25 protein-coding genes, 1 tRNA gene and 1 pseudogene are annotated in these 24,449 nt (G+C 59.4%); 3 read left to right on the forward strand and 24 right to left on the reverse strand.

Annotated elements, in window-relative coordinates:
* From nuoK to ACESNB_RS01595, 19 genes are all read right to left on the reverse strand, one after another.
* Complete coding sequence (gene nuoK, locus ACESNB_RS01505; protein ID WP_373002847.1) at nt 1-309, reverse strand: NADH-quinone oxidoreductase subunit NuoK; 309 nt, start codon at nt 307-309, stop codon at nt 1-3.
* A 4-nt stretch (nt 310-313) separates the two neighbouring features.
* Entirely contained in the window at nt 314-937 is a 624-nt protein-coding gene (locus ACESNB_RS01510; RefSeq protein WP_373002849.1) for an NADH-quinone oxidoreductase subunit J, read from the reverse strand.
* A gap of 49 nt (nt 938-986) precedes the next feature.
* A complete protein-coding gene (gene nuoI / locus ACESNB_RS01515) occupies nt 987-1,472 on the reverse strand; it encodes an NADH-quinone oxidoreductase subunit NuoI (RefSeq protein ID WP_373002851.1) in 486 nt (161 codons plus the stop codon).
* Nucleotides 1,469-2,560 carry an NADH-quinone oxidoreductase subunit NuoH gene (gene nuoH, locus ACESNB_RS01520; protein WP_373002853.1) on the reverse strand — a complete coding sequence of 364 codons (1,092 nt, stop codon included), beginning with the start codon at nt 2,558-2,560 and terminating at the stop codon, nt 1,469-1,471. Before nuoH ends, nuoI begins: the two co-directional genes overlap by 4 nt.
* 9 nt (nt 2,561-2,569) lie before the next feature.
* Nucleotides 2,570-4,669 (reverse strand): NADH-quinone oxidoreductase subunit NuoG, encoded by a 2,100-nt coding sequence (gene nuoG, locus ACESNB_RS01525; protein ID WP_373002855.1) that lies wholly within the window; start codon nt 4,667-4,669, stop codon nt 2,570-2,572.
* Nucleotides 4,670-4,676: 7 nt separating this feature from the next.
* Nucleotides 4,677-5,981: an NADH-quinone oxidoreductase subunit NuoF gene (gene nuoF / locus ACESNB_RS01530; RefSeq protein ID WP_373002857.1), complete on the reverse strand. Its 1,305-nt coding sequence runs from the start codon at nt 5,979-5,981 to the stop codon at nt 4,677-4,679.
* A gap of 3 nt (nt 5,982-5,984) precedes the next feature.
* Nucleotides 5,985-6,791 (reverse strand): NADH-quinone oxidoreductase subunit NuoE, encoded by an 807-nt coding sequence (nuoE, locus tag ACESNB_RS01535; protein ID WP_373002859.1) that lies wholly within the window; start codon nt 6,789-6,791, stop codon nt 5,985-5,987.
* The gene (locus ACESNB_RS01540) at nt 6,792-7,241 is read right to left on the reverse strand and encodes a VOC family protein (protein ID WP_373002861.1); all 450 of its coding nucleotides are present in this window, start codon (nt 7,239-7,241) and stop codon (nt 6,792-6,794) included.
* Nucleotides 7,242-7,244: 3 nt separating this feature from the next.
* Nucleotides 7,245-7,586 carry a nuclear transport factor 2 family protein gene (locus ACESNB_RS01545; protein WP_373002863.1) on the reverse strand — a complete coding sequence of 114 codons (342 nt, stop codon included), beginning with the start codon at nt 7,584-7,586 and terminating at the stop codon, nt 7,245-7,247.
* Nucleotides 7,583-8,788: an NADH-quinone oxidoreductase subunit D gene (locus tag ACESNB_RS01550; protein WP_373002865.1), complete on the reverse strand. Its 1,206-nt coding sequence runs from the start codon at nt 8,786-8,788 to the stop codon at nt 7,583-7,585. Before ACESNB_RS01550 ends, ACESNB_RS01545 begins: the two co-directional genes overlap by 4 nt.
* Entirely contained in the window at nt 8,788-9,408 is a 621-nt protein-coding gene (locus tag ACESNB_RS01555; RefSeq protein ID WP_373002867.1) for an NADH-quinone oxidoreductase subunit C, read from the reverse strand. The genes ACESNB_RS01550 and ACESNB_RS01555 overlap by 1 nt, the downstream gene beginning before the upstream one ends.
* A 10-nt stretch (nt 9,409-9,418) precedes the next feature.
* Nucleotides 9,419-9,994 (reverse strand): NADH-quinone oxidoreductase subunit B family protein, encoded by a 576-nt coding sequence (locus ACESNB_RS01560; protein ID WP_373002869.1) that lies wholly within the window; start codon nt 9,992-9,994, stop codon nt 9,419-9,421.
* On the reverse strand, nt 9,991-10,365 hold the full coding sequence (locus ACESNB_RS01565; protein ID WP_373002871.1) for an NADH-quinone oxidoreductase subunit A: 375 nt from the start codon (nt 10,363-10,365) through the stop codon (nt 9,991-9,993). The genes ACESNB_RS01560 and ACESNB_RS01565 overlap by 4 nt, the downstream gene beginning before the upstream one ends.
* Before the next feature lie 232 nt (nt 10,366-10,597).
* Nucleotides 10,598-11,233 (reverse strand): bifunctional 4-hydroxy-2-oxoglutarate aldolase/2-dehydro-3-deoxy-phosphogluconate aldolase, encoded by a 636-nt coding sequence (locus tag ACESNB_RS01570; RefSeq protein WP_373002873.1) that lies wholly within the window; start codon nt 11,231-11,233, stop codon nt 10,598-10,600.
* Nucleotides 11,233-12,198, reverse strand: coding sequence for a glucokinase (locus tag ACESNB_RS01575; protein WP_373002875.1), 966 nt, complete (start codon nt 12,196-12,198; stop codon nt 11,233-11,235). The genes ACESNB_RS01570 and ACESNB_RS01575 overlap by 1 nt, the downstream gene beginning before the upstream one ends.
* Nucleotides 12,199-14,022 (reverse strand): phosphogluconate dehydratase, encoded by a 1,824-nt coding sequence (gene edd / locus ACESNB_RS01580; protein WP_373002877.1) that lies wholly within the window; start codon nt 14,020-14,022, stop codon nt 12,199-12,201.
* Nucleotides 14,023-14,030: 8 nt separating this feature from the next.
* Complete coding sequence (pgl, locus tag ACESNB_RS01585) at nt 14,031-14,741, reverse strand: 6-phosphogluconolactonase (protein WP_373002879.1); 711 nt, start codon at nt 14,739-14,741, stop codon at nt 14,031-14,033.
* 4 nt (nt 14,742-14,745) lie between these two features.
* Nucleotides 14,746-16,215 carry a glucose-6-phosphate dehydrogenase gene (gene zwf, locus ACESNB_RS01590; RefSeq protein WP_373002881.1) on the reverse strand — a complete coding sequence of 490 codons (1,470 nt, stop codon included), beginning with the start codon at nt 16,213-16,215 and terminating at the stop codon, nt 14,746-14,748.
* A gap of 196 nt (nt 16,216-16,411) precedes the next feature.
* Nucleotides 16,412-18,046, reverse strand: coding sequence for an alpha-amylase family glycosyl hydrolase (locus ACESNB_RS01595; RefSeq protein ID WP_373002883.1), 1,635 nt, complete (start codon nt 18,044-18,046; stop codon nt 16,412-16,414).
* A gap of 161 nt (nt 18,047-18,207) precedes the next feature.
* On the opposite strand from ACESNB_RS01595, the gene ACESNB_RS01600 reads away from it, so the two are divergent.
* Together ACESNB_RS01600 and ACESNB_RS01605 are read left to right on the forward strand one after the other, a co-directional pair.
* On the forward strand, nt 18,208-18,699 hold the full coding sequence (locus tag ACESNB_RS01600; RefSeq protein WP_373002885.1) for a flavin reductase family protein: 492 nt from the start codon (nt 18,208-18,210) through the stop codon (nt 18,697-18,699).
* Between the two features lie 104 nt (nt 18,700-18,803).
* The gene (locus tag ACESNB_RS01605) at nt 18,804-19,334 is read left to right on the forward strand and encodes a hypothetical protein (protein ID WP_373002887.1); all 531 of its coding nucleotides are present in this window, start codon (nt 18,804-18,806) and stop codon (nt 19,332-19,334) included.
* 7 nt (nt 19,335-19,341) lie between these two features.
* Here the strand turns inward: ACESNB_RS01605 and ACESNB_RS01610 are convergent, their stop codons facing one another.
* Nucleotides 19,342-20,973, reverse strand: a complete 1,632-nt coding sequence (locus ACESNB_RS01610) for an ATP-binding protein (RefSeq protein WP_373002889.1) — start codon at nt 20,971-20,973, stop codon at nt 19,342-19,344.
* Nucleotides 20,974-21,129: 156 nt separating this feature from the next.
* On the opposite strand from ACESNB_RS01610, the gene ACESNB_RS01615 reads away from it, so the two are divergent.
* The gene (locus ACESNB_RS01615) at nt 21,130-22,425 is read left to right on the forward strand and encodes an FAD-dependent oxidoreductase (RefSeq protein ID WP_373002891.1); all 1,296 of its coding nucleotides are present in this window, start codon (nt 21,130-21,132) and stop codon (nt 22,423-22,425) included.
* 434 nt (nt 22,426-22,859) lie between these two features.
* Here the strand turns inward: ACESNB_RS01615 and ACESNB_RS01620 are convergent, their stop codons facing one another.
* The 4 genes and pseudogenes from ACESNB_RS01620 to ACESNB_RS01635 all read right to left on the reverse strand — a co-directional run.
* A complete protein-coding gene (locus ACESNB_RS01620; RefSeq protein ID WP_373002893.1) occupies nt 22,860-23,261 on the reverse strand; it encodes a DUF5615 family PIN-like protein in 402 nt (133 codons plus the stop codon).
* Nucleotides 23,258-23,905: a DUF433 domain-containing protein gene (locus ACESNB_RS01625; protein ID WP_373002895.1), complete on the reverse strand. Its 648-nt coding sequence runs from the start codon at nt 23,903-23,905 to the stop codon at nt 23,258-23,260. The genes ACESNB_RS01620 and ACESNB_RS01625 overlap by 4 nt, the downstream gene beginning before the upstream one ends.
* A 241-nt stretch (nt 23,906-24,146) precedes the next feature.
* A tRNA-Trp gene (locus ACESNB_RS01630) sits at nt 24,147-24,222 on the reverse strand.
* Nucleotides 24,223-24,382: 160 nt separating this feature from the next.
* A pseudogene (locus tag ACESNB_RS01635) lies at nt 24,383-24,449 on the reverse strand (elongation factor Tu); the annotation flags it as partial.

The raw sequence follows: 24,449 nt of genomic DNA on the forward strand, positions 1-24,449 counted from the left end.
CTAACCTTTCATAAGGTCGACATTCTCGACCGCAATATCGCCGCGATTGCGGAAATAGACGACGAGGATGGCGAGGCCGACAGCCGCTTCAGCCGCCGCCACGGTCAGGACCAGCATGGCGAAGATCTGCCCGGCGATATCGCCGTTGAAGACCGAGAAGGCAATCAGGTTCAGGTTCACCGACAGGAGGATCAGTTCGATCGCCATGAGGATGACGATGATGTTCTTCCGGTTCACGAAGATGCCGACGACACCGATCGTGAACAGCGCTGCCGATACGGTAAGATAATGGGAGAGCCCAAGGTCCATGATATCAGATCCCCTGCCCGGAGCTCGGGTCTTTCAATTCGAAGGCGTCCGACCGGCGACGCGATGTCTGCTTTGCGACACTCTGGCGTTTGACACCCGGGCGATGGCGCAGCGTCAGCACGATCGCGCCAATCATGGCGACCAGTAGGATGATCCCCGCCATCTGGAACAGCAGCATGTACTGGGTGTACATCACCTGCCCGATGGCCTCGGCATTGGTTGCCGCGCCCGGCGACGCATCAAACGTGCTGACATGACTCTCAAGGCCCGCGAACGACGCGAGCACGATCTCGGCGAGGAAGACCGCGCCGACCAAAAGCCCGAACGGCAGGTAACTTAAAAAGCCCTGTTTCAGTTCGACAAAATCAACGTCGAGCATCATCACGACGAACAGGAACAGCACCGCGACCGCGCCGACATAGACGACGACAAGCAGCATGGCGAGGAACTCGGCCCCGATCAGTACCAGCAGGCCCGCCGACGTGAAGAAGGCCAGGATCAGGAACAAAACCGAGTGCACGGGATTGCGTGCCGCGATCACCATGACCGCCGACAGGACCACGATCGTGGCCAGTATCCAGAATACGTAAACTGCCAAAGCCCTCAAAGCCCCTAATTGGTGAAGCATGAGAGGCCCCTGCCTCCATGCTCCGGTTCAGTCATACTGCAAGGCGGCCCTAACGGTAGGGCGCGTCGAGCTCCAGGTTCTTCGCGATCAGGCGTTCCCACCGGTCGCCATTCGCTAACAGGCGGTCCTTGTCGTAGAAAAGTTCTTCACGCGTCTCGGTCGCAAATTCAAAGTTCGGCCCTTCGACAATCGCGTCCACCGGGCAGGCCTCCTCGCAGAAGCCGCAATAGATGCACTTCACCATGTCGATATCATAACGCGTCGTCCGGCGAGCGCCGTCCTCGCGCGGTTCGGCCTCGATCGTGATCGCCTGCGCCGGGCAGACCGCCTCGCACAGCTTGCAGGCGATGCAGCGCTCTTCGCCGCTCGGATAGCGGCGCAGTGCGTGCTCGCCGCGGAACCTCGGGCTCAGCGGGTTCTTCTCGAACGGATAATTTATGGTCGCCTTGCGGCGGAACATTTCCCGCAGTGCCGACCAGAAGGCCCCGATAAAATCGGTCAGCAGCGCGCCGCGAATGGTCTGTGCAATGCTCATAATTGTACTCCGGTATAAACGACATAGCCCGCCACGATCAGAACGGCTGCAAGCGACGTCGGCAGGAAGATTTTCCAGCCCAAGCGCATCAGCTGGTCATAGCGGTAACGGGGCACGATGGCCTTCACCATGGCGAACATGAAGAAGAAAAAGAGGATCTTGACCATGAACCAGAACAGGCCCGACAGGCTGAGCAGCAGCGGCGGCCAGTCCTGCACGGCGTCTCCGAGGGCGAATGGCCCGTGCCAGCCGCCAAGAAAGAGGACAGTCATCATCGCGCACATCAGCACGATGTTGAGATACTCGCCCAGCATGAAGAGGAGATAGGGCGTCGAGCCATATTCGACCTGGTAACCGGCGACGAGTTCGGATTCCGCTTCGGGCAGGTCGAACGGTGGACGGTTTGTCTCTGCCAGCGCCGAGATGAAGAACATCACGAACATCGGGAACATCACGAAGATCAGCGGAAAGTATTGCAGGCTGAAGGCGTGCCAGTTCCAGAAACCACCGGCCTGGTTCTCGACAATGACGCTCAGGTTCATCGATCCGCTCAACAGGATAACGGTGACGATGATGAAGCCGATAGAAACCTCATAAGACACCATTTGCGCCGCCGAGCGCAGCGCGCCAAGGAACGGATATTTCGAGTTCGAGGCCCAGCCGCCCATGATGATGCCATAGACGCCGAGCGAACTGATGGCGAAGAGATAGAGAACACCGACGTTCAGGTTCGACACGACCCAGCTGGTTCCCGACACCGTTCCCGGCGCGACAGGAATAGCCGCCCACGCCACGAAGGAGAGCGTACAGGTCAGGATCGGCGCGAGGATGAACACCGTCTTGTTCGCGCCCGCCGGTATGACGATTTCCTTGAGCAGGAATTTGCCGAAGTCGGCAAATGACTGGAGCAGGCCAAACGGACCGACGACATTAGGGCCTTTCCGCATCATGACAGCGGCCCAGATCTTCCGGTCCAGCAAGAGCAGGAAAGCAATCGACAACAACAGTACGAGGGTGAACAGGCCAACCTGGCCAAGCACCATCCAGAAGCCGGTAAAGTCGCCGAAAGACTCGATGAGATTGCTCATGCCGCCGCCCTACTCCGCTGCTACCGGAGTGTCTAGAGCCGTGCTGAGCGCTGAGCACTCCGCCATGGTCTTGGACGCCCGCGCGATGGGATTGGTCAGGTAGAAATCATCTATCACTGGGGCAAAAGCGTCCGCCTTGATCGTGCCGCCAACACCGCTGACGTCAGCTTGCAGCGCACTGACGCCGCCTGCCCCCGGCGCAAACCCCTGTCCGGAAAAGACCGTGCTTTCGCCATCAGCGCCGCGCAGGCCTGCCCGCAACGCGTCGGCCGTGTCGTAGGGCAGAGTCTGGCCCATGACTTGCGACAGTGCGCGGAAAATGGCCCAGCCTTCGCGGGCCTCGCCCTTGGGTTGGACAGCGCGTGTCGTCATCTGGACGCGCCCTTCCGTGTTCACATAGGTGGCGTCCATCTCGGTATAAGTTGCGCACGGCAGGATGATGTCCGCGCGTGCCGCGCCCGCATCACCATGCGATCCGACATAGATCACCGTCGCGCCGCCAAGACCGGACAGGTCCGCCTCGTCTGCGCCGAGCAGGACAACTGTCTCCATCCCACCGCCAAGAATGGCGCCCGTCGCCTTGCCATTGTCGCCCGGCACGAAACCCACATCGAGCGCGCCGACACGGCCGGCTGCATTGTGCAGGACGCCGAACCCGGCCCAGCCATCCGCGACAGCACCGACATCCTGCGCCAGCTTTAGGGCAGCACTCAGGATCGCCTCACCGTCAGCACGACAGAGCGCGCCTTCACCCACAACGACCATCGGCCGCTTGGCGTCCTTGAGAATTTTGTAGAAGTCGCTGCCAGCGACGTTGGCCAAGGCGTCTCCGCCGTAACCAAGATGGTCGTAGTCATAAGTCAGGTCGGCTGCGTCGCCGATCATGCCGACCTTCAGGTCGCCCCACAGCCACGACTTGCGGATGCGGGCATTCCAGACCGCCGCTTCGACGCGCGGGTTGGTGCCGATCAGCAACAGCGCATCGGCCTCTTCCACGCCCATCAGCGTCGGGTTGAGGATATAGCGCTCGCGCACACCGTCGGTGCCGTAAGCGGCGCCAGCAGGACGGCAGTCCGTATTCTGTACGCGGAGCGCCCGGAACAGGTCGAGTGCTGCCTTGGCCTGCTCCACTTCGATCAGGTCACCGGCGACAACGCCGATCTTGTCGGCAGTCACGGAAAGCGCCGTCTGCGCAGCAGCAAATGCCTCGCCCCAGGTCGTCGGCACGAGTTTGCCGTTGACCCGCATATAAGGTTTGTCGAGGCGCTGGCGGGCCAGCCCGTCCCAGACGAAGCGGGATTTGTCGGAAATCCACTCCTCGTTCACTTCCTCATTGGTATCCGGCAGGATCCGCATCACGCCGTCGCCCTTGGCATCGACGCGGATCGCCGCGCCCATCGCATCCATGACGTCTATCGAGGACGTCTTGCGCAGCTCCCACGGGCGCGCATTGAAGGCGTAAGGCTTGGAGGTCAGCGCGCCGACCGGGCAGAGGTCGATAACGTTACCGGACAGTTCCGAGGTCAGAGACTTTTCGAGATAGGTCGTGATCTCGGCATTCTCGCCGCGCGAGATCATGCCGATTTCCTCGACGCCTGCGACTTCAGCGGCGAACCGGATACAGCGCGTACACTGGATGCAGCGCGTCATGATCGTCTTGACCAGCGGCCCCATGTTCTTGTCGACGACAGCGCGCTTGTTTTCGTCATAGCGGCTGCCGCCCCGGCCATAGGCCATGGCCTGGTCCTGCAGGTCGCATTCGCCGCCCTGGTCGCAGATCGGGCAATCAAGCGGGTGGTTGATCAGCAGGAATTCCATCACGCCGTTGCGGGCCTTCTGGACATAGTCGCCCTTGGTCCGCACGTTCGGCGCCGATCCGTCCCGGTTCGGGCGCATGTCGCCGACGGTCTGGGCGCACGAGGCAATCGGCTTCGGCGCGCCTTCCCATTCGACGAGGCACATGCGGCAATTGCCGGCAACAGAGAGCCGCTCATGGTAGCAGAAGCGCGGAATCTCGGCGCCCGCTTCCTCGCACGCCTGCATCAGCGTGTAGTGCTTCGGCACCTCGATGTCCTGGCCATCGATATTGAGCTTGAACGTGTCGGTCATGTCTTCCCTACTCCGCCGCGATCACTGCGCCCTGCACCATGGCGCGGGGCAGACGGTATTCGTTGATACGGGCTTCGATTTCTGGCCGGAAATGGCGGATCAGGCCCTGGATCGGCCAGGCCGCCGCGTCGCCAAACGCGCAGATCGTGTGGCCTTCGACCTGATTGGTCACGTCGAGCAGCGTGTCGATCTCGTCATGCTCGGCCTCGCCTTTGACCATGCGTTCCATCACCCGCCACATCCAGCCGGTGCCTTCGCGGCACGGCGTGCACTGGCCACAGGATTCGTGCTTGTAGAAGTAAGCGAGGCGCGCGATCGCCTTGATCAGGTCGGTGTCCTTGTCCATCACGATGACGGCCGCCGTACCGAGACCTGACTTGAGGTCGCGCAGCGTGTCGAAATCCATATAGGCGTCCATGATCTGGTCGGCCGGCACCATCGGCACCGACGACCCGCCCGGGATCACGGCTTTCAGATTGTCCCAGCCGCCGCGAATGCCGCCGCAATGGGTCTCGATCAGGTCGCGGAACGAGATCGACATCTCTTCTTCCACATTGCACGGCTTGTTCACGTGGCCGGAGATGCAGAACAGCTTGGTGCCGGAATTGTTCGGACGGCCGAAGCCGGCGAACCATTCCGCGCCGCGCCGCAGGATTGTCGGCGCAACCGCAATCGACTCGACATTGTTCACAGTCGTCGGGCAGCCATAGAGGCCCGCATTCGCCGGGAATGGCGGCTTGATGCGCGGCTGGCCCTTCTTGCCTTCAAGGCTTTCGAGCAGCGCGGTCTCCTCGCCGCAGATATACGCGCCGGCGCCGTGATGGACGTAGATGTCGAAATCCCATCCGTTCACATTGTTCTGGCCGATCAGCTTGGCCTCATAGGCCTCCTTGATCGCCGCTTCCATCGCGTGGCGCTCGGCAATGTACTCGCCGCGCAGGTAGACATAACACTTGTGAGCCAGCATCGCGCGGCTCGCCACCATGCAGCCCTCGATCAGCAGGTGCGGATCGTGGCGCATGATCTCGCGGTCCTTGCAGGTGCCCGGCTCGGACTCGTCCGCGTTGACGACCAGATAATGTGGGCGCTCGCGCACCTCTTTCGGCATGAAGGTCCATTTCAGGCCTGTCGGGAATCCCGCGCCGCCACGTCCACGCAAACCGCTGGCCTTGATCTGGTCGCAGATCCAGTCGGGCCCGAGCGCCAGCATCTCGCGCGTCAGGTGCCAGGCGCCACGCTTTTGCGCGGCTTCCAGGCCCGGTGAGTGGAGCCCGTAGAGATTGGTGAAGATGCGGTCCTTGTCCTGCAACATGTCCTAGTCCTCATCACTCTTCTTGGCGGGTGGTCCGTCGCGCTTCGGCAGCAGGGTCGTTTTGGCTCCCGGCGCGGCATCGGGCGTTTCGCGCTTCGTATTGGTTGGCGCCGATTCCTTCGGCATGCCCTTGGCGTCTGCGTTTGCATCCTCCGCCGGAACAGGTGGGTTCGGCAATGAAGACGTCTTGTTCCGCGTCCCATCGAACAGGTGCGGCTCGGTCAGCACGGTCGTGCCGCCTTCGGGGCCGCTATTGACGCGGTCGATTTGCGGGCCCGGATGAACTTCAGCGCCGTGCTTCAGCTTCGACAGGATATTGCTGAAGCTGTCCGCCGTGAGATCCTCAAAATAGTCGTCATTGATCTGCGCCATCGGCGCGTTCACGCAGGCGCCAAGGCATTCGACCTCTTCCCATGACAGGCGCTTGTCGTCGGTAACGAACATGGCCGGGCCGATATCCTTCTTGCAGACTTCCTTCAGCGCTTCCGCGCCGCGCAGCATGCAGGGCGTCGTGCCACACAGCTGGATGTGGAATTTGCCCACCGGCTGCATCCGGAACATCGTGTAGAAAGTCGCCACTTCGTAGACGCGGATATACGCCATCTCCAAGCGGTCGGCGACTTCGCGCATAGCCGGCTCGGACAACCAGCCATTATTGTCCTTCTGGGCCAGCCAAAGCATCGGAATCACGGCCGAGCGCTGCCGGTCCGCCGGATACTTGGCCCGCCAGAACGCAATCTTGTCCTCAGTCTCGGGCTTGAAGGCGAACGTGTCGCCGCCTGCCTCGATATCAAACCGGCGCAATGCCATCTAAACGTCCTCCGCGGAGGGCAGCACGACGCGGCCTGCCTCATCCAGTGTCCAAAACGGGTTGAATGCGACTTCCCAGGCATTGCCCTCGGGATCCGCGAAATATCCGGAATAGCCGCCCCAGAATGCCTTGTGCGGCGCCGTGGTAATTTTCACGCCAGCATCCTTGAGCCGCGCGAAAATTCCGTCGACCTCTTCGATGGATCGCGCATTGTAGGCCAGCGCAACGCCCTTGAAATCGCCGGCGCGATTATGCGGCAGGCCGGCATCCTTAGCGAGCCTGTCTTCTTCCCAGAGACCGAGCAGGAAGCCGCCCATGTCGAACAGGGTCATCCCTTCGGGGCCGACATTCCTGAACCCGATAACATCCTCATAGAACGCCGTCAGGGCCGCGCGGTCCTGCACGCCCAATGTCATGATCGAAAGACGATGTTCCGGGAGGACAGCCATCAATCAACTTCCCCGCGCAAAATCGACGCGGGCGATCTTGCCATCACGGAGCGTATAGATCGCCGCGACTTCGAAATTGTCACCGCCGGGCGCGCGCTCGACACGCTCATGAACCATCACGATGGAACCGAGGTCGATCTGGTTGACCACGTCTGCCCGGTTTTCCGGAAACTCGGCAAACAGGTCTAGGTGGCGCGCGCGAATGGCACCATGGCCCGACTGGCTCACGGCGCTATTGAGGCCCGCCAGCTCGGCATCCTCGGCATAGAATGCCATGAAGGCCTCAATGTCCTGCGCATTGTAGGCATCAAGTTGGCGCTGGACGAGATCGGTCGAGGCGCTCAACGGTCAACCTCACCGAACACGATATCGAGCGAGCCGAGGATGGCCGAGACGTCTGCCAACATGTGGCCCTTCGACAGATGGTCCATGGCCTGAAGGTGCGGGAAGCCCGGCGCGCGAACCTTGGCGCGATATGGCTTGTTGGTGCCGTCAGAGACCAGGTAGACGCCGAACTCGCCCTTCGGCGCTTCAATCGGAGCATAGCATTCGCCCGCCGGCACGCGGAAGCCTTCCGTGTAAAGCTTGAAATGGTGGATCAGCGCTTCCATCGAATTCTTCATCTCGGCACGCCGCGGCGGCGCAACCTTCGAATGTTTCGGCAGGACAGGTCCGGGACCTTCCTTCGCCAATAGTTCGATACATTGCTGGATGATCTTGGTGGATTCCTTCATCTCCTCCATGCGGCAGACATAGCGGTCATAATTGTCGCCATTCTTGCCAACCGGGATTTTGAAGTCGAGTTCATCATAGCACTCATAGGGTTGCGAGCGGCGCAGGTCCCAAACGAGGCCCGAGCCACGCACCATCACGCCGGTAAAACCCCAGTCCATGATCGTCTTCACGTCGACAACGCCGATATCGGCATTGCGCTGCTTGAAGATACGGTTCTCGGTTATCAGCGATTCCAGCCGGTTCATCGCCACCGGGAAGTGAAGGCACCATTCGGCAATATCGTCGAACAGGGATTGCGGCAGGTCCTGGTGCACGCCGCCCGGACGGAAATACGCCGCGTGCATGCGGCTGCCCGAGGCCCGCTCATAGAACACGCACAGCTTTTCACGCTCTTCAAAGCCCCAGGTGATGGGGGTCAGCGCACCGACATCCATCGCCTGCGTCGTCACGTTGAGGATGTGCGACATGATCCGGCCAATCTCGGAGAACATCACGCGGATCAGGCTCGCGCGGCGCGGCACCTTGATGCCCATCAGCTTCTCGATGGACAGGCACCAAGCATGCTCCTGGTTCATCGGCGAACAATAATCAAGCCGGTCGAAATATGGCAGACCTTGCAGGAAGGTCTTGTATTCAAGCAGTTTTTCTGTGCCGCGATGTAGCAGGCCGATATGGCTGTCGATCCGGGTGACGACTTCGCCATCAAGATCCATGATCATGCGCAGCACGCCGTGCGCGGCCGGGTGCTGCGGCCCGAAGTTCAGCGTGAACTTGCGCTCGTCGTCGATAGAGGTGTGGGTCGTGTCGGCCATTATTCAGGTGCCTCCTCGGAGACGGCTTTCTCGTCGCCGGGAATCTCGACTGGCATGCCTTCCCAGGGCGAAAGAAAATCGAAGTTCCGGTATTCCTGCGTTAATTGCACCGGCTCGTAGATCACGCGTTTTTCGAGATCATCGTAGCGAACCTCATAATGGCCCGTCAGCGGGAAATCCTTGCGCAGCGGATAACCCTCGAATCCGTAATCGGTGAGAAGGCGGCGCAGGTCCGGGTGGTCGGAAAACTGGATCCCGTACATGTCGAAGGCTTCGCGCTCGAACCAGTTGGCCGCAGGCCAAAGCACCGTGGCGCTCGGCACCGGCGTTTCCTCATCGGTGCGGATGCGCACCCGGATGCGGTGGTTCATGCGCATCGACAGGAGATGGTATACGACTTCGAACCGGTCGGACCGTTCCGGATAATCGACCCCGCAAATGTCGATCAGCGTTTCGAAATTGCATTGCTGGTCGTCGCGCAGGAAGCGCAGCAGGTGCACGATATGGTCGCGCTCGGCCAGCAGGGTCAGCTCGCCGACAGCGATCTGCGACACGCGAACGGCATCGTTCTGAGTCGCCTTGATATGAGCAGCGAGGTCTTCCAGCGCTTCGATATTCATCTTGGTTCCCCTAGCGCTCGATCGAGCCTTCGCGGCGGATTTTCTTCTGCAGTTGCAGGAAGCCATAGACCAGCGCTTCAGCTGTCGGCGGGCACCCGGGTACGTAAATATCGACCGGAACGATCCGGTCACATCCCCGCACAACCGAATAGCTATAGTGGTAATAGCCGCCGCCATTGGCGCAGCTGCCCATGGAAATCACATAGCGGGGCTCCGGCATCTGGTCGTAGACCTTGCGCAAGGCCGGCGCCATCTTGTTGGTCAGCGTGCCGGCAACGATCATCACGTCCGACTGACGCGGCGAACCGCGCGGCGCCATGCCGAAACGCTCAAGGTCATAGCGCGGGTTGCCCGCGTGCATCATCTCGATCGCGCAACACGCCAGGCCGAACGTCATCCACATCAGAGAACCGGTGCGCGCCCAGGCGATCAGGTCGTCGGCGCCAGCCGTGAAATAGCCCTTGTCGGCCAGTGAGTCTGACAGGCCATTGTAGAACGGGTCGTCGTCGCGAGGCACAAAGCCCCCTTCAACCCCTGCCCGGGCACCGCCCAGCGCGTATTTTTTGAAACCGTCATCTGCCATCATTCCCACTCCAGCGCACCGCGGCGCCATTCATAGACGAATCCGATGGTCAGCACGCCCAGGAAGACGACCATCGACCAGAACCCGACCAGGCCGATCGTGCCCAGCGTGATGGCCCAGGGAAACAGGAACGCGACTTCGAGATCGAAGATGATGAACAGAATGGCAACGAGATAGAATCGCACGTCGAATTTCATCCGCGCATCGTCGAACGCGTTGAAACCGCACTCATAGGCCGAGTTCTTCTCAGGATCAGGGTTTGACGGCGCCAACAGCGCGGAACCTGCAATGAACAGGCCCGAAATCGCCGCGCCAATCACCAGGAATATGATCACCGGAAAATAATCCAGTGCAAGCCGTTCTATCTCGGTCATGTTCAGTGTCTCCTGACCTTGTCTGGCGCCGGATTAGGACGGTTTTGCCCGTCACGCAACAGACGGGCACATTATATCTCGGAGCGTGACTCTACCGCCTTCAGTACCTTAATTCACGTGCCAATAGCTGCGGCGGTGCGTCACGCACGGGCACTCTACCACGGCTGACGCGCTACGCCGAACGGGCAGGCCTGAAAGCGCTCAGAAATTTGCTGAAAACGGCAATCCCGGTTCAGATCGCAGCCAGCGCCTTGCGCGCTTTGGCACTGATTCCCTTCCAGTCTTCAGCAGCAATGTCGGCGCCCGTCGCAATCCACGAGCCTCCGGCCGCGAAAACATTGGGAAGGGCGAGGTATTTGCCGACATCCGCCTCGGTAATGCCGCCTGTCGGCATGAAGCGCAGGTGCGGCAGCGGAGCGCCAAGCGCCTTGAGCGCGCTGACCCCGCCGGCAATCGAGGCCGGAAACAGCTTCAACAGGTCAAACCCGTCTTCGTGCCGGGCCATGGCCTCGCTGGCTGTCGCAACGCCGGGAATCATCAGGCGGCGGTGGCCGCCTAATCCGGCCAATAATTTTGGCGACATGCCCGGCGCCACGAGGAAATCTGCACCGGCCGCCAAGGCGTTCTCGACATCGGATTCGGTCAACACGGTACCCGCCCCGACCTTCAGTCCAGGCTCGGCAGATTTCATCTCTTCGATAACCGCCAGTCCCGAAGGTGTTCGCAGCGTGACTTCGGCAATTGTCAGGCCGCCATCAACGAGCGCCCGCGCAAGGGGGGCCGCAACTTCAATGCGGTCGACGACCAGAACGGGCACAATCGGCGCCTTGGTCGCGGCCTCCACGAGTGATCTCAGGGGGAACGTCATTACTTTATCTCCTGTTCGTGGAAAGCCGCAGCTCCGATCAACGGCGCTTCCGGGTCGCGCATCAGGCTGACCGGACAATTGCGCAAATATCGGCAGAGCGGACCGCGCTCAAAAAACCGTTCGCATGCTTCGGGTGATTTCAGGAAGTCTGTAATACGATCGGTGACGCCGCCGGCCAGAACCACACCGCCAAGCGCCCCGTTTGCAAGCACGAGATCGCCTACGGCGGTCATGACCGTATTTGCCCGCAACTGGATGAGCGAACGGAACATTTCATCGCCCGCGTCGGCCAGCCGGCGCATCTCTTGCGGACCGGTCTCCTTGTACGTCCGGGCGTGCATCTCGCAGAACGCCTCATGCACGGCATTGAGTCCGCTACCAGACGCGACAAGCTCATTCGAAACATAGCCATGCCGTGCCAGCAGGATCCGCGCGAGTTCCAGTTCGGTATCGTCACGTGGCGAGAACGCCACATGCCCACCCTCGCCGCTCAGGACATGCCAGGTCGATTCGCCGCTTCCGAGCAGCGTCGCGACGCCAAAACCCGTGCCGGGGCCAGCGACGAGGACGGGAGCCCCTTGCCGCGGTGTACCTTCAACAATGGTCTCGAAAGTGGCTGGGTCAAACTCCGGCACGGCGCGCGCCATGGCGGCAAAGTCATTGAGAAGATTCACGGCCCCGATGCCGAACCGATCGGATACATGGCGTGCAGACACATGCCAACGGCGATTGGTCAGCAGGACTTCGCCTGCGCGCACAGGACCGGCGAGCGCAAAACAGGCATGGTCCGGTTTCAGGCCGGTTGTCTCGAGGTAGGACGCCAGCGCGTCCTCGAATGATCCGAAATCGTCGCCTTCCAGTTTTTCAAAATGATCGATGACAAACCGGCCGGTTGATCGATGGGCCATCGCAAAGCGGACATTGGTTCCCCCAACGTCGCCAACCAGCAACTCATCCATCACCATTCAAGACTCCTCGCCAAAGAACGAAAACTGGCTGGCGCCCGAGTCCGCCGTTCCGGCCATCTGCCGGAAATAGGAGAACATTTCCCGGCCAAGACCGACCGACGATTCATTCGGCCTAAACGGGGCCGGCTCACGCGAGGCAAAGGTCTCGCTGTCCACCTTGATATCAAGCGTCCCTTTTTCGGAATCGAATGCGATCAGGTCTCCGTCCTGGACCCGCGCCAAGGGTCCGCCGCGCGCCGCTTCGGGGCTCATATGGATAGCAGATGGAATCTTGCCGCTCGCACCGGACATGCGACCATCGGTAACAAGTGCGATTTTGAACCCCCTGTCCTGCAGGATGCCGAGCACAGGCGTCAGCCCGTGCAGTTCCGGCATCCCATTGGCCGCCGGCCCCTGGAACCGGACCACGGCGACAAAGTCGCGGTCCAGTTTTCCGGCTTCGAACGCCGCTTTCAGCGCGCCTTGTGTCTCGAACACGATCGCTGGCGCTTCCAGAACGCGATTGGCGGGCTTCACCGCAGAGACCTTGCTGACGCCCCGGCCCAGCGGACCGCTCATCAAGCGCAGTCCGCCATCCTCTGAAAACGGATCGGATGCGGGCCGCAGGATTTCCAGGTCGCCACTCTTTTCCGGCGCGGCGCGCCAGACGACCTTCCCGCCATCCAGGTAGGGCTCGCGATCATAGCCCGAGATGGGACCTGCCACCCCCTGCGCGCCCCCATCCATCAGCCCTGCCCCCAGCAATTCGCGGACAAGAAAACCCATCCCGCCGGCCGCATGAAAATGGTTCACGTCCGAAGGTCCGTTCGGATAGATGCGCGCCAGCAAGGGCGTCACTGCACTGATTTCGGCGAAATCCTCCAGCGTGACCTGGATGCCCGCAGCGGCGGCCATCGCTGGAATGTGCAACGCATGATTGGTCGACCCGCCGGTCGCCATGAGGCCGACAATCCCGTTCACGACAGACCGCTCGTCAATCAGTTCGCCCATGGGACGGTAGTCATCGCCCTGCGCTGTAATGGCAGCAGCACGATGCGTCGCTGCGCGCGTCAGCCCCTCGCGCAGCGACGTTCCGGGATTGGTGAAGGCCGCGCCCGGAAGGTGCAGGCCCATGACCTCCATCAGCATCTGGTTGGAATTGGCCGTGCCGTAGAACGTACAGGTGCCCTGCGTGTGATAGCTTTCGGCTTCCGCGCGGAGCAGTTGCTCGCGGTCCACCTTGCCCTCGGCAAACAGCTGGCGGATGCGCACCTTCTCTGGGTTGGGCAGGCCAGACGGCATCGGCCCTGCTGGCACGAAGACCGACGGCAGCCAGCCAAACCGAAGCGCTGCTATCACAAGGCCCGGAATGATCTTGTCGCACACGCCGAGATGCAGCGCTGCGTCGAAGACGTCATGGCTCAGCCCGATCGCTGAGGCCATTGCGATTACATCTCGCGAAAACAGCGAAAGCTCCATGCCCTCCTGGCCTTGCGTGACGCCGTCGCACATGGCCGGCACCCCACCCGCCACCTGTGCAATCGCGCCTGCTTCGCGCGCCGCCCTGCGAATGATATCCGGATAATGCTCAAACGGCGCATGCGCCGACAGCATGTCATTATAGGAGGTGATGATGCCGATATTGGGCCAGCCGCCGCCGAGCAGTTCTGCCTTCTCCATAACAGCACAGCCGGCCGAGGCATGGGCCAGGTTACCCTCGGTCATCTTCATCCGCGCAAACCCGTCGGGGCGACGCGCCCGGATCATGTCCAGATAGGCGGCGCGCGTGTCCTTCGACCGAAGACGAATGCGGTCCGTTACAGACGCGATGGCGAGATTCATGTGTGTCATCATGGGGCCCATATGATTGTGAGGCGGGGGCCGAGCCCATCAACGGCGAATCGGATTGGGCGGTCATCGGGTTCCGATTTGAGAGACGCGTTCAACACCTCCCGCTTCTCGTCGCCGAAAATCAGGAGGATGGCCGCATCGGAGTCGATGATCGCTGGCCCCGTCAGCGTCAGCCGTTCCGTCAGGTCCCCGGCGACGGGACAGCCGGTCGCATCAATCGCGGCAACGATCTCTCCATTCTTGGCATGCATGGCGCCTGTCAGGCCGCCGGCTTTTGGAAACCAGCTTGCGGTATGCCCATCACTCCCCATGCCCAAAAGGATCAGATCAATCGGGTCGGAATGCGGCCCGTAGGCGAGATTCCGGTCAGCAACAGCAGCAACGGCTGTCTGCGCGGCAGTCTTCATCGGCACGAATCCGGCAGCCCCAGCCTTGCCGGTCAGCAAATGACTGCGCACCAGGCGCTCATTCGATCCTGGATGATCCGAGCTGACCCACCGTTCGTCGACAAGACCGACGGTCACCCGGCTCCACGCCATATCTGTGTGCGCAAGCCGGTCTAACACGGGCGCGGGGGTTGATCCTCCCGACACCATGAAACAGGCTTTTCCGGACTCCTCGATCGCAGCCGACAAAACGCCCACGGCCATGCGCGCGGCAAAATCAGCGGCCTCGTCTCGGCTCGAATGCGTCAGGAATTCGTGTTTCATACGCCTATTTCCCTTCGAACCACTCACGCCCATCGCGGTCCATCATCATCGCGGCCGCGAGCGGTCCATTGCTGCCGGCAGCGTAGAGATCCGGCGCATCGCCGTAACGATCCCAGGCGTCGATCAGGCCGTCGACCCAAGTCCACGCAGCTTCCACCTCATCGCGGCGCATGAACAGGGACAAATTGCCCCGCACCACGTCCATCAGCAATCGTTCGTAGGCATCCGGATAACGCACCGTAAAGCTTTCGGCATAAGACAGGTTCAACGGAAGGGATTTCACGCGCAAGCCGCCAGGACCGGGCTCCTTGATCTGCACATAGAGGCGCACACCTTCATCCGGCTGAAGCCGGATCACCAGCCGGTTCACGGCGTCGTTGCCTTCGCCGAACAGCGAATGCGGGGTCGGCTTGAACTGGATCACGATATCGGAATGGCGATAGGGCAAACGCTTGCCCGTTCTGAGGTAGAACGGTACGCCAGCCCAGCGCCAGTTGTCGATGGATGCCTTGATCGCGACGAAGGTTTCCGTGGTGCTGGCGGCACCACTGCTCAATTCGTCGACATAGCCTTTCACAGGTTCATCGCCGCGCACGCCCGCCTTGTATTGGCCCCGTACAGTCAGCCGCCGCGCCGCCTCGCCCGTGATCGGCACCAGGGCGTTCAGCACCTTGATCTTCTCCGTCCGGATATCGTCGTCGTCGAGATGGTTAGGGGGCTCCATCGCCGTCAGGCATAGCAGCTGGAGCATATGGTTCTGAACCATGTCACGCAGCGCGCCGGACTTGTCATAATAGTCCGCGCGGCCCTCAAGGCCGAGGTCCTCAGCCACTGTGATCTGGACATGGTCGATATAATTGCGCGACCAGAGGGGCTCGAACAGCATGTTGGCAAATCTCAGGACCATCAGGTTCTGCACCGTTTCCTTGCCAAGGTAATGGTCGATGCGAAAGACTTGGCGCTCTGCGAATACCGCGCCGACCCCGTCATTGATTTCGCGGGCGGATTCGAGGTCAGTGCCGATCGGCTTTTCGAGGACGACCCGTGCTTGCGGTGTCGCCAGGCCTGCCCGCCCAAGCGCCTCGGAAATGCCGACATAGAGGCGTGGCGACGTTGCTAGATAGAAGACGCACGCTCGCTCTGGTTCATCAGACAGTTTGGATTTGAGCGTCGGCCAGTCAGCATCGGGATCGGTGGCATCTATCGAGACATATTCGACGAGTTTTTCGAACCCCTTCCACGCCTTGGCATCCCAGTTCTTTCCAGACGCCGTCTCGCAGGCCTCACGGGCCATGTCGCGATACGCTTTCGTGGAAAGCTCCGAACGCGCTGTGCCGACAATCCGGCTTGTCTCCGGGATCTGGCCGTCCAGCCACCGGTGATAGAGCGCCGGCAACAGCTTACGCCGGGAGAGATCGCCAGTGCCACCGAATATGACGATATCGAACGGATCAACCGGTATGAATTTGGCCATCGTGGACGCTCCCCGCACAATCTAATTCTCGCATGCCGCAAGAATGCGATTCTGAGTATAGTATTTTGGCAACGGTGCCAAAAACAGTCATGTTAGCGCTCTCACGCGTCAGCGTCACGCACTGATTTGGGTTGCGCGACAGGGAGGTCCTGTTCGGTCCCTGGGATCGATCCTGTCATATTCGACGGCGGTTCGCTCAGAGTCGACCAATCCAGACCGAATATTCGGGTACGTCGCCTAAAAATTCACCATCCCATCCGGTCTCTGCCAACACGGTTGCGCCTGACGGCATGCAATCGGGGCGCGACCGGGATGATGCCCCCAGATTAAACACGCAAAGCACCTTTTCGTCGCCCCGCGCGCGCCAAAATACAAGAAGCGGCGCATCCGCTTCTTCGAATGCTATGTCACCCAGGGTCAGGGCGGACGACAATCGCCGAAGGGTCAGCAGGTGTCGCGTAAAATTCAGGACCGATCCCGGGGCCGTTTCCTGGACGTCTGCCGCCACAGTCGCGTGCCCCTGCCCCACTGGCAGCCAAGGTATGCCCGTCGTGAACCCTGCTCCGGGCGCGTCATGGATCCATGGCATCGGCGTGCGGGCCCCGTCACGGCCCAATGTGCGAGGCCAATTCGCGATCGCCTCCGGATCCTGCAAGTGCTCGAACGGAACCTCGGCTTGGGGCAAGCCCAGCTCTTCTCCCTGATAAAGGATCGGATTGCCGCGGAGGCTGAGGAGTAGCGCATTGGTCAGTTTTGCAAACCGGGCCCGGTCGGGTCCGTCATACCAGCGGCTGACGCAACGCGGCGCGTCATGGTTCGAAAAGGCCCATGCCGGCCACCCCTCGTCAAACGGGCCCATCCAGTTCGACTGCGCGCGCTTGACCCGTCCCGGAGTCAATGTGGAAGCATAGAGAAAGTCAAAGTTGTAGGCCGAGCTCAATCGAAGTTCGCCAGTCGTGAAGGCTTTCATCTCGGGCAACGGGTCGGCTCCTGCGACTTCCGCCACGGTAAATACCGCGCCGAATCCATCGGTCAGCGCGCGCACGCGCTCCAGAAACATGGGGATACTCGGGTGCGATTGGTTGTGCACATGGTGCTGGAAGTCATGCGGCCGCGTTATTGTGCGATCACCGACATCCCAGGCAGGATTGTCACGAAAGGCCGGATCGAACATCGAAAAATTGATGGCATCGAGCCTGAATCCGTCAACGCCGCGTTCAAGCCAGAAGCGCGCCGCGGCGAGCAACGCGTCCTGAACTTCTCGATTGTGCAGGTTCAGTTGCGGCTGGCTCGACAGGAAATTGTGCATGTAATATTGCTGGCGCCGCGCATCCCAAGTCCAGGCAGCGCCGCTAAATACAGCTTGCCAATTGTTGGGCGGCGTTCCGTCCGGCTTTGCATCCCGCCACACATACCATGCCGCTTTCGCATTCGTCCTGTCCGCGCGGCTCTCGCTGAACCAGTCATGCGCGTCCGATGTATGGGACATGACCTGATCGATGATGACGCGCAATCCTTCGACGTGCGCCGCCGTTATCAGTTCGTCGAAATCATCAAGCGTGCCGAAAATCGGATCGACGTCGCAATAGTCAGACACATCGTAGCCGAAATCTTTCATCGGCGAGGTGAAGAATGGCGATATCCAGATTCCCGCCACGCCGAGTGATGCGATGTATCCGAGCTTCTCGGTTATTCCTGGTAAATCGCCAATCCCGTCGCCATTCGTATCGAGGTAGCTCCTGGCATAGACTTGGTAGATCGCGGCGCCCCGCCACCAGGGACAAGGCGCGCCTTTGGACGGAGGCGTTTGGGCTTGCGTGGGGTCCGTCATATGCTGGATACCTCTTCCTGACGCGAGCCCCGCTGACGGTCCGGAAGCGTCGGGACGCGCTCATTCGCGCATTCAACGGCATTCCTCACGCGGGTCAACGCGGCTTGATGAACGGCAAAATCGGCTTTGCCCTGCAGCGAAACCAACTTAGATGGTGACATATGGAATTTGATGCCCGTACATTTCGCAACGCACTTGGCCTGTTTGTCACAGGCGTTACCGTTATTACCGCAAGAAACGAGGACGGCGCGCCGTTTGGTGTGACCGCCAACAGCTTCAACTCGGTATCCATGGATCCGCCCTTGATTCTCTGGTCTCTGAGCCGCGCATCGCGCAACCTCGCAGCTTTTCAGGCAGCCCGGCACTTTTGTGTTCATATCCTGCGCGAGAACCAATCTGCCTTGTCACGCAGGTTCGCCATGAGCGATGTGGACAAGTTTGAAGGCATGGAATTCGAACCGGGCGAAGGCGGCGTGCCCATTTTGCCTGGAAGCGCAGCGCGGCTGGAATGCCGAACTTACGCGCAGCATGATGGTGGAGATCACGTCATTTTTCTGGGTGAAGTCATTCGCATTGCCGCAGACCATGACGCCCGTCCGCTATTATTTCATGGTGGTGGATACGCGGTATTGTCTGATACTGTCGAAAGCTAGGACATGTTTCCGAGTGGCCGAGCCGCCGGAAGACAGCGGCAAAATCCCAGGCCCATCGTCCAGTTTGCCCGGAGGGGACCCAATTGAATTTGTTCGCGCGATTCATGTTCATCTTGTTGGCCGCTTTGCGCGGCCAATCTTCCCGCGACCCGCTCGAACCCACCCGTATCGGGCTTCGCGTCTGGATGACCGATCACGCGTTCGCCCCAACTGTCCCTCTGCATCGCATACGGTCATACACCGACCTTGCGACCATCAACTCCGTCATTCGGATTGGCCTCGGACGTCTCATTCGGCGGAATGGCTGGCTTCCCATCATTCAGGCGGAATCCATTCGCCAAACGGGCGCACTTCGATTCCCGCAAAAATTCGAAGTCTTTACATCAATCGTCGGGTGGCAGGACAATTATGTCTGCTATGTCCATGAAGTGTTCGCGGGCAGGGAACGGGTCGCTGTCAGCAGCATGCTGGCGCGCATCATCGGCCGAAAAGGCAGCGCCGTGGCGATCAGCGGCATCGCCGAAGATCTCGGCGCGCCCGAACAGAGCCCGGAAATCACCCCGCAATTTCAGGCCATGATCGCAGAATCTGAACGCGGTCGCTCGCATTCTGGGGAAACGAACCGCCCCGCCTGATTTCTGTTCAGGAGGTTTCGCGCGCCGTCGATTGGTTCTGGTGGTCAGCGGCCGTAATGCACCGGCTTGGAGGAATCACGAGGAATGCGCTGGTTCCACGGCCTTCCTGGCTGTCGAGCAGCACATCACCGTCGTGCTGGCGCGCCAGCTTGCGACTGACTGACAGGCCGAGACCGACACCGCGACCGTTCTTCAGTTCGTTTTTGCGCGTGCTCTGGAAGAAAGGCTCGAACGCCTTGTCGAGGTCTCCCTTGCGCATGCCTGACCCACGATCCCTGACCATCAGCAATATGCCTCGGCCCACAATCCGCGAAACCTTGACGGAAATCGGTGACGCAGCCCCATGCTCAAACGCGTTGGTCACCAGGTTCTGGACAATCCGCTCCAGCGCTGTGCGATCATAGTAAACTTGGGGCAGTCCCGGCTCGATATTCACCTGCAGCGGCACATCAGAATAGCCCGGCGACGCGAGCCGCACGCGCCCAACGGCACTGTTGATGATCTCGGACAGCTCAACCACTTCATCGTCGGCCGTCACGGTTTCACGGTTCAGCTTCGAGAAGCTGATGATCTGATCGATGATTCCACCAAGATAAGATGCGTGTTTGCGAATCTGGTCGGCATAGCCCCGGAACTCGCGTTCATCGAACGGAATATTCGAATCGCTGCCCATCAGACCCGAGCACCCCACAATCACGTCGAGTGGCACTTTCAACTCGCGACTCATCGAGTTCAGGAAGCGGGTCTTGGCCGCGTCTGCGGTCTCCGCCTCTTCCTTGGCGACCTCAATGTCCCGCTTACTCTGTTCGAGTTTGGTCACATCGGCATGGAGAATAACATGCCCGCCATTCGGCACCTTCGCGACAGACTTCTGCCAGTATCTTTCGCCCGCTTTGGGCGGGCGGCGCGACCCCGTCGTCAGATCACTTTCGGTGCCCGAGAAATATGTCTTGTGGAGATCGTTCTGCACCAGAACGTTCCCGTTGGCGTCGAGATAGGCAAAGGCCTGGCCGCTGGCATTCAGAGCGCCAATGAGGATTTCGTGCGATTCCGTCGCCTGGATCCGGGACTCAACGTTGGAAACGAAGGTCAAATAGGTCCGCTTCATGCCAAAATAGAAGGCAAACATAAAAACAAGGACCATTAGGGAAATCGTGAAGCCCGAATTTGCCGAGGACAATCCGGCATAAAGGAGCAGTGGAAGCACGGCTGCCCCCGCATATCGCAGCGCAACTCTTGGTACGGCAGGCAACAGTGCCGACATGCCGGCAATCATCGGTAGAATCAGCAATGCCCCATAAAGGACCGACGAACGCTGTTCGGAATCGTTTATGAAGAACGGCAGCGATCCCCATGCCGCGCCGAACACATAAGCCAGCCATTCGGACCGCCGCAGGTAGCGTCCACTCACGGCAGTTGGCCGCGAAAGGCTGCGTTTGAGTATCGAATCGATAACCAGAACTGCAGCCAGGATCCAATTCAGGAACATCCAATAGTGCATTGATGTATTGGCAACGTTCTGTGAGATCATCATTGTCGTCGCGGTGGAATTCACGATCATCACGCCAGCCATGGTGGCGGCGTGACTCGCGAAGGCCAAATGCTGTTCGAGCAGCACGACGCGATCAACCGCTGTCACGTTTGGATGCCTGCGCTGCAGCAGATACTTCAGAAATGAAATTTGAGACCCGTTTATCGGCATGAAGTCTGAATACCGCGATAAGATGAATATGTGCCTTGTCACCAAGGACTAATTTTATGAGAGTGCCGATAATTTGGTTAACAATTACGGTTCATGAAACACAACTTGGCCACTGAGAACGAATACAGAATCGCGATTATCGGGGCCGGTCCCGCAGGCCTCAGTGCGGCGCATTTTTTGCAGGAACGGGGGATCCGCGCTGTTGTCTATGAAGCTGAGGGCAGGATCGGCGGAAAGTCTTTTTCTATTCTTAACGGCGACAACTTGAACGAAATGGGCACGTGCTATACGACGCGGTCCCACACAATGATCAAAGGCTGGATGAAGGCCAATGACATCACCCTGAAACGGCTCGGAGAAGCCCGCTTCGACGGCCAATCCGTCTTTGATTACGTCAAGCAGGGACCGGGCGCCCCGCTGCCCCTGCAGGTCACGCGATTCATCCGCAAGGCCGGCGCGCTGCGCAAAGCAATCCGCGTGAGGCCTGACGACCCGAAAGTCATGCAGGAAGCCTCACTATCGACAATCGAATGGGTTCGCGCGCTTAACATCCCCAAGATCGAACTGGCGATGCATCGCATCCAGACCACGCAGGGATACGGTTATGTCGACGAGGCAACGATCGGCCAGACTGTCCAATGGTGCGACCTCCAATACCTCCTGTCTGGTGTGCTGAATGACCTGCATATGCCCGAACAGGGCTGGACCACGTTCTGGAAGCGATTCTCCAAGCCGCTTGACGTCAGACTCGACACGCCCGTGATTGGGATCGACCGATCCGGCCCGAAACCGGTGATCCACACGCGCGATTCCGAAGAAGTGTTCGACGCAATTGTCTCGACAATCCCGATGCAACTTTTCACGGCCATTGCCGATCCAAGTGCGCTCGAACAGCGTGTCGCCGACAGTATCGACTGGAAGAACTACACGACCACGCTGATCGCCTCGAATGACTGGTTCACCGGGCACCAGGTCATCGGGTACTCCCGGGCCTCGAAGGACAGTTCACTGCGCGGCGCGATCCTCGGTGGACGCGCGGAAGGTGAGAGTTCGGATCTGGGCGGGCGCCTCTACGTTACGGGCCAGTTCTCCGATGGCTTGAACTCTGGCGAATTGCGCGAAATTCTATTTGCCGAAGCCGCTTTGCACGGCTTCACGATCAACAACGTCGTGCTCCAGAAAACCTGGCAATATTTCCCGCAATACAAGGCCGAGGCCGTCGCGTCCGGGCTTTTCGGCGATCTCCGGCGCGTTCAGGGGCACAACAATACCTGGTTCAGCGGCTCGACCTTTTCCCACGAACTCGTGTCCAGTGTGGTCTCGCGCAGCGAAACAGTGGTCCACGACATGTTGATCGCTCTGAAGCAGGAATCCCTGGCAGGCGCCTGAGCTTGTCAGGCCAGCGCGGCAGGCCATACCTGTATTCTGGATGATTGACGCCCGGCAGGGGCAGTAAGACTCGAACTTACGACACCCGGTTTTGAAGACTGCTATTTTGCTTATTAATTCAATGCATTAACCTGCAAACTAAATCGGAACAGGCCATGAACCTGCAAACCAATTCCGCCTACTTGCTCCCCTCCAACCTGGCCTTTCGTTGGGCTGATCTATCCGGGATGTCGGGTCCTAACTTCAAAGTAGATCACTCATAGACAAAAACCGTCGGCTAAACCTCCCCTACCCCAAATTTTGGAGTGGAGGCAGGAGCGGATAACTTTGGTAAACATCTTCGCGCGGCCTATGCGCTAATTTCACGAGTAAATTTATCAGCACGAATGTTGCCACGCCGAGTGATGTCCAAGATTGGATTTCCGGTAACCAACTCAGCGATAGATGCGAATGAAGGAATTTCCGATGTGAATGATTAGACCTGATTTTGTTCGCCCGAGACGTCGCCACTCCGCCTCTACAACATCAAGCGCTTCCTCAATTCGCTCCCGAGCTCGAACTTGGTCGCAGCCCATCTCGACCCGGCAAAGACCGTCAGCCTCTTTCTTCGTAATCTCGTAGTCCTTCGCGATTTTCCGAAAGTCTTTGATGTTGTGGGTAACCAAAACAAGTTGGCTCTCCCTGCAAGCGGTGGCGACAATCGGATCAGCTGAAGTGGTAAGCATCACGTCGCGCAAGCGCGTCAGATCGTGGCCAGAATCCTTCAAGAACTCACCAACACTATCCGGAATATCGTTGTCGGTGAAAAATGGTATGGGAGGTTTTCGCCGGCTCAAGCAGCTTGTTTACGTAGGATCGACCGAGCCAACTGAATGTCTTTTTCAGTCAAGTCGGGATAGTCATGAATAATTTCTTTGACCGTCTTGCCAACATTCAAATAGCTGATGACGACGCTAACAGGAATTCTCGTGCCAGCAAAAACTTGAGAAGATGAAACTACCTGCCGACGTTTTTCCGCCCGTCCCAGCTCGTGCGCTTCTCGTTCGTTCAATAGACGTATGTCCGCACGCACATCAGTGGTCACGACTGCGAGGGCGATTTCGGCTACAAACTGTTTGCTGGAGACCTCACGTCTTTTACTTGACTCCGGCTCAATGAACACAACTTTACGATTGTGAACCCAGAGCTTGGTTTTGCTCCAAGCATCGGGACCGATTCTGCGCTCCAGCTCAGCCTCAACCTTTTTAAGTTCGCTCAACATCACGCCGTGCACATTTCGCAGTTGGTTGATGACACGAAGTTTCAGAAGATCTTTGAATGAGTAGACATAAGTAAAAGGCTGGCGCGGGTTATCACCATTCTGAAATGCAGGCCGAACGAAGCCGCCACGCCGCCAGCTTGCCAGCTGGTTACGAGACAGACCAGTCAATATCGAAACCTGATCTTCGCTAAAGGCGCCGATAATATTCTCGCTACTCATTGATATCAACGTACTCCAACTTTCGCAGAATGCTACAATCCTGCGGTGAAGAAAATTATAACCGATTGAAATTATTTGTTATTATATAACGCACCTTTCGCTTTTGCTTCGGAATGACTTGGTCTGGATCTATGAAGCGATGCAATCAATTGTAGTCGCAATCAGCCAAATTGTTTGCAAACCGGCCTGCAAACCGGAGGACGGCGAATAAGCCGGGCGCCTCGCATCCTGTAATAACGCCTGGCAGGGGCAGTAAGACTCGAACTTACGACACCCGGTTTTGGAGACCGGTACTCTACCAACTGAGCTATACCCCTACAGGCGAAGCGGTGGTTTGCCCCAAATGGGCGCGCGCTGCAAGATAGAAGGTTCAGACAATTGTCAAAAGCTGCTGCGAGTACGCCCCTAAATCCGGCACAATGAAAAAGGCCGCCTCCTTGCGGAAGCGGCCTTTGTCTTGTCGTAGCTGTTGCCAGCCTATTTCTTGATTTCGGACACCACGCCGGCGCCGACGGTGCGGCCGCCTTCGCGGATGGCGAAGCGC

It is taken from the genome of Hyphomonas sp., from assembly GCF_041689225.1.
GTDB lineage: Bacteria > Pseudomonadota > Alphaproteobacteria > Caulobacterales > Hyphomonadaceae > Hyphomonas.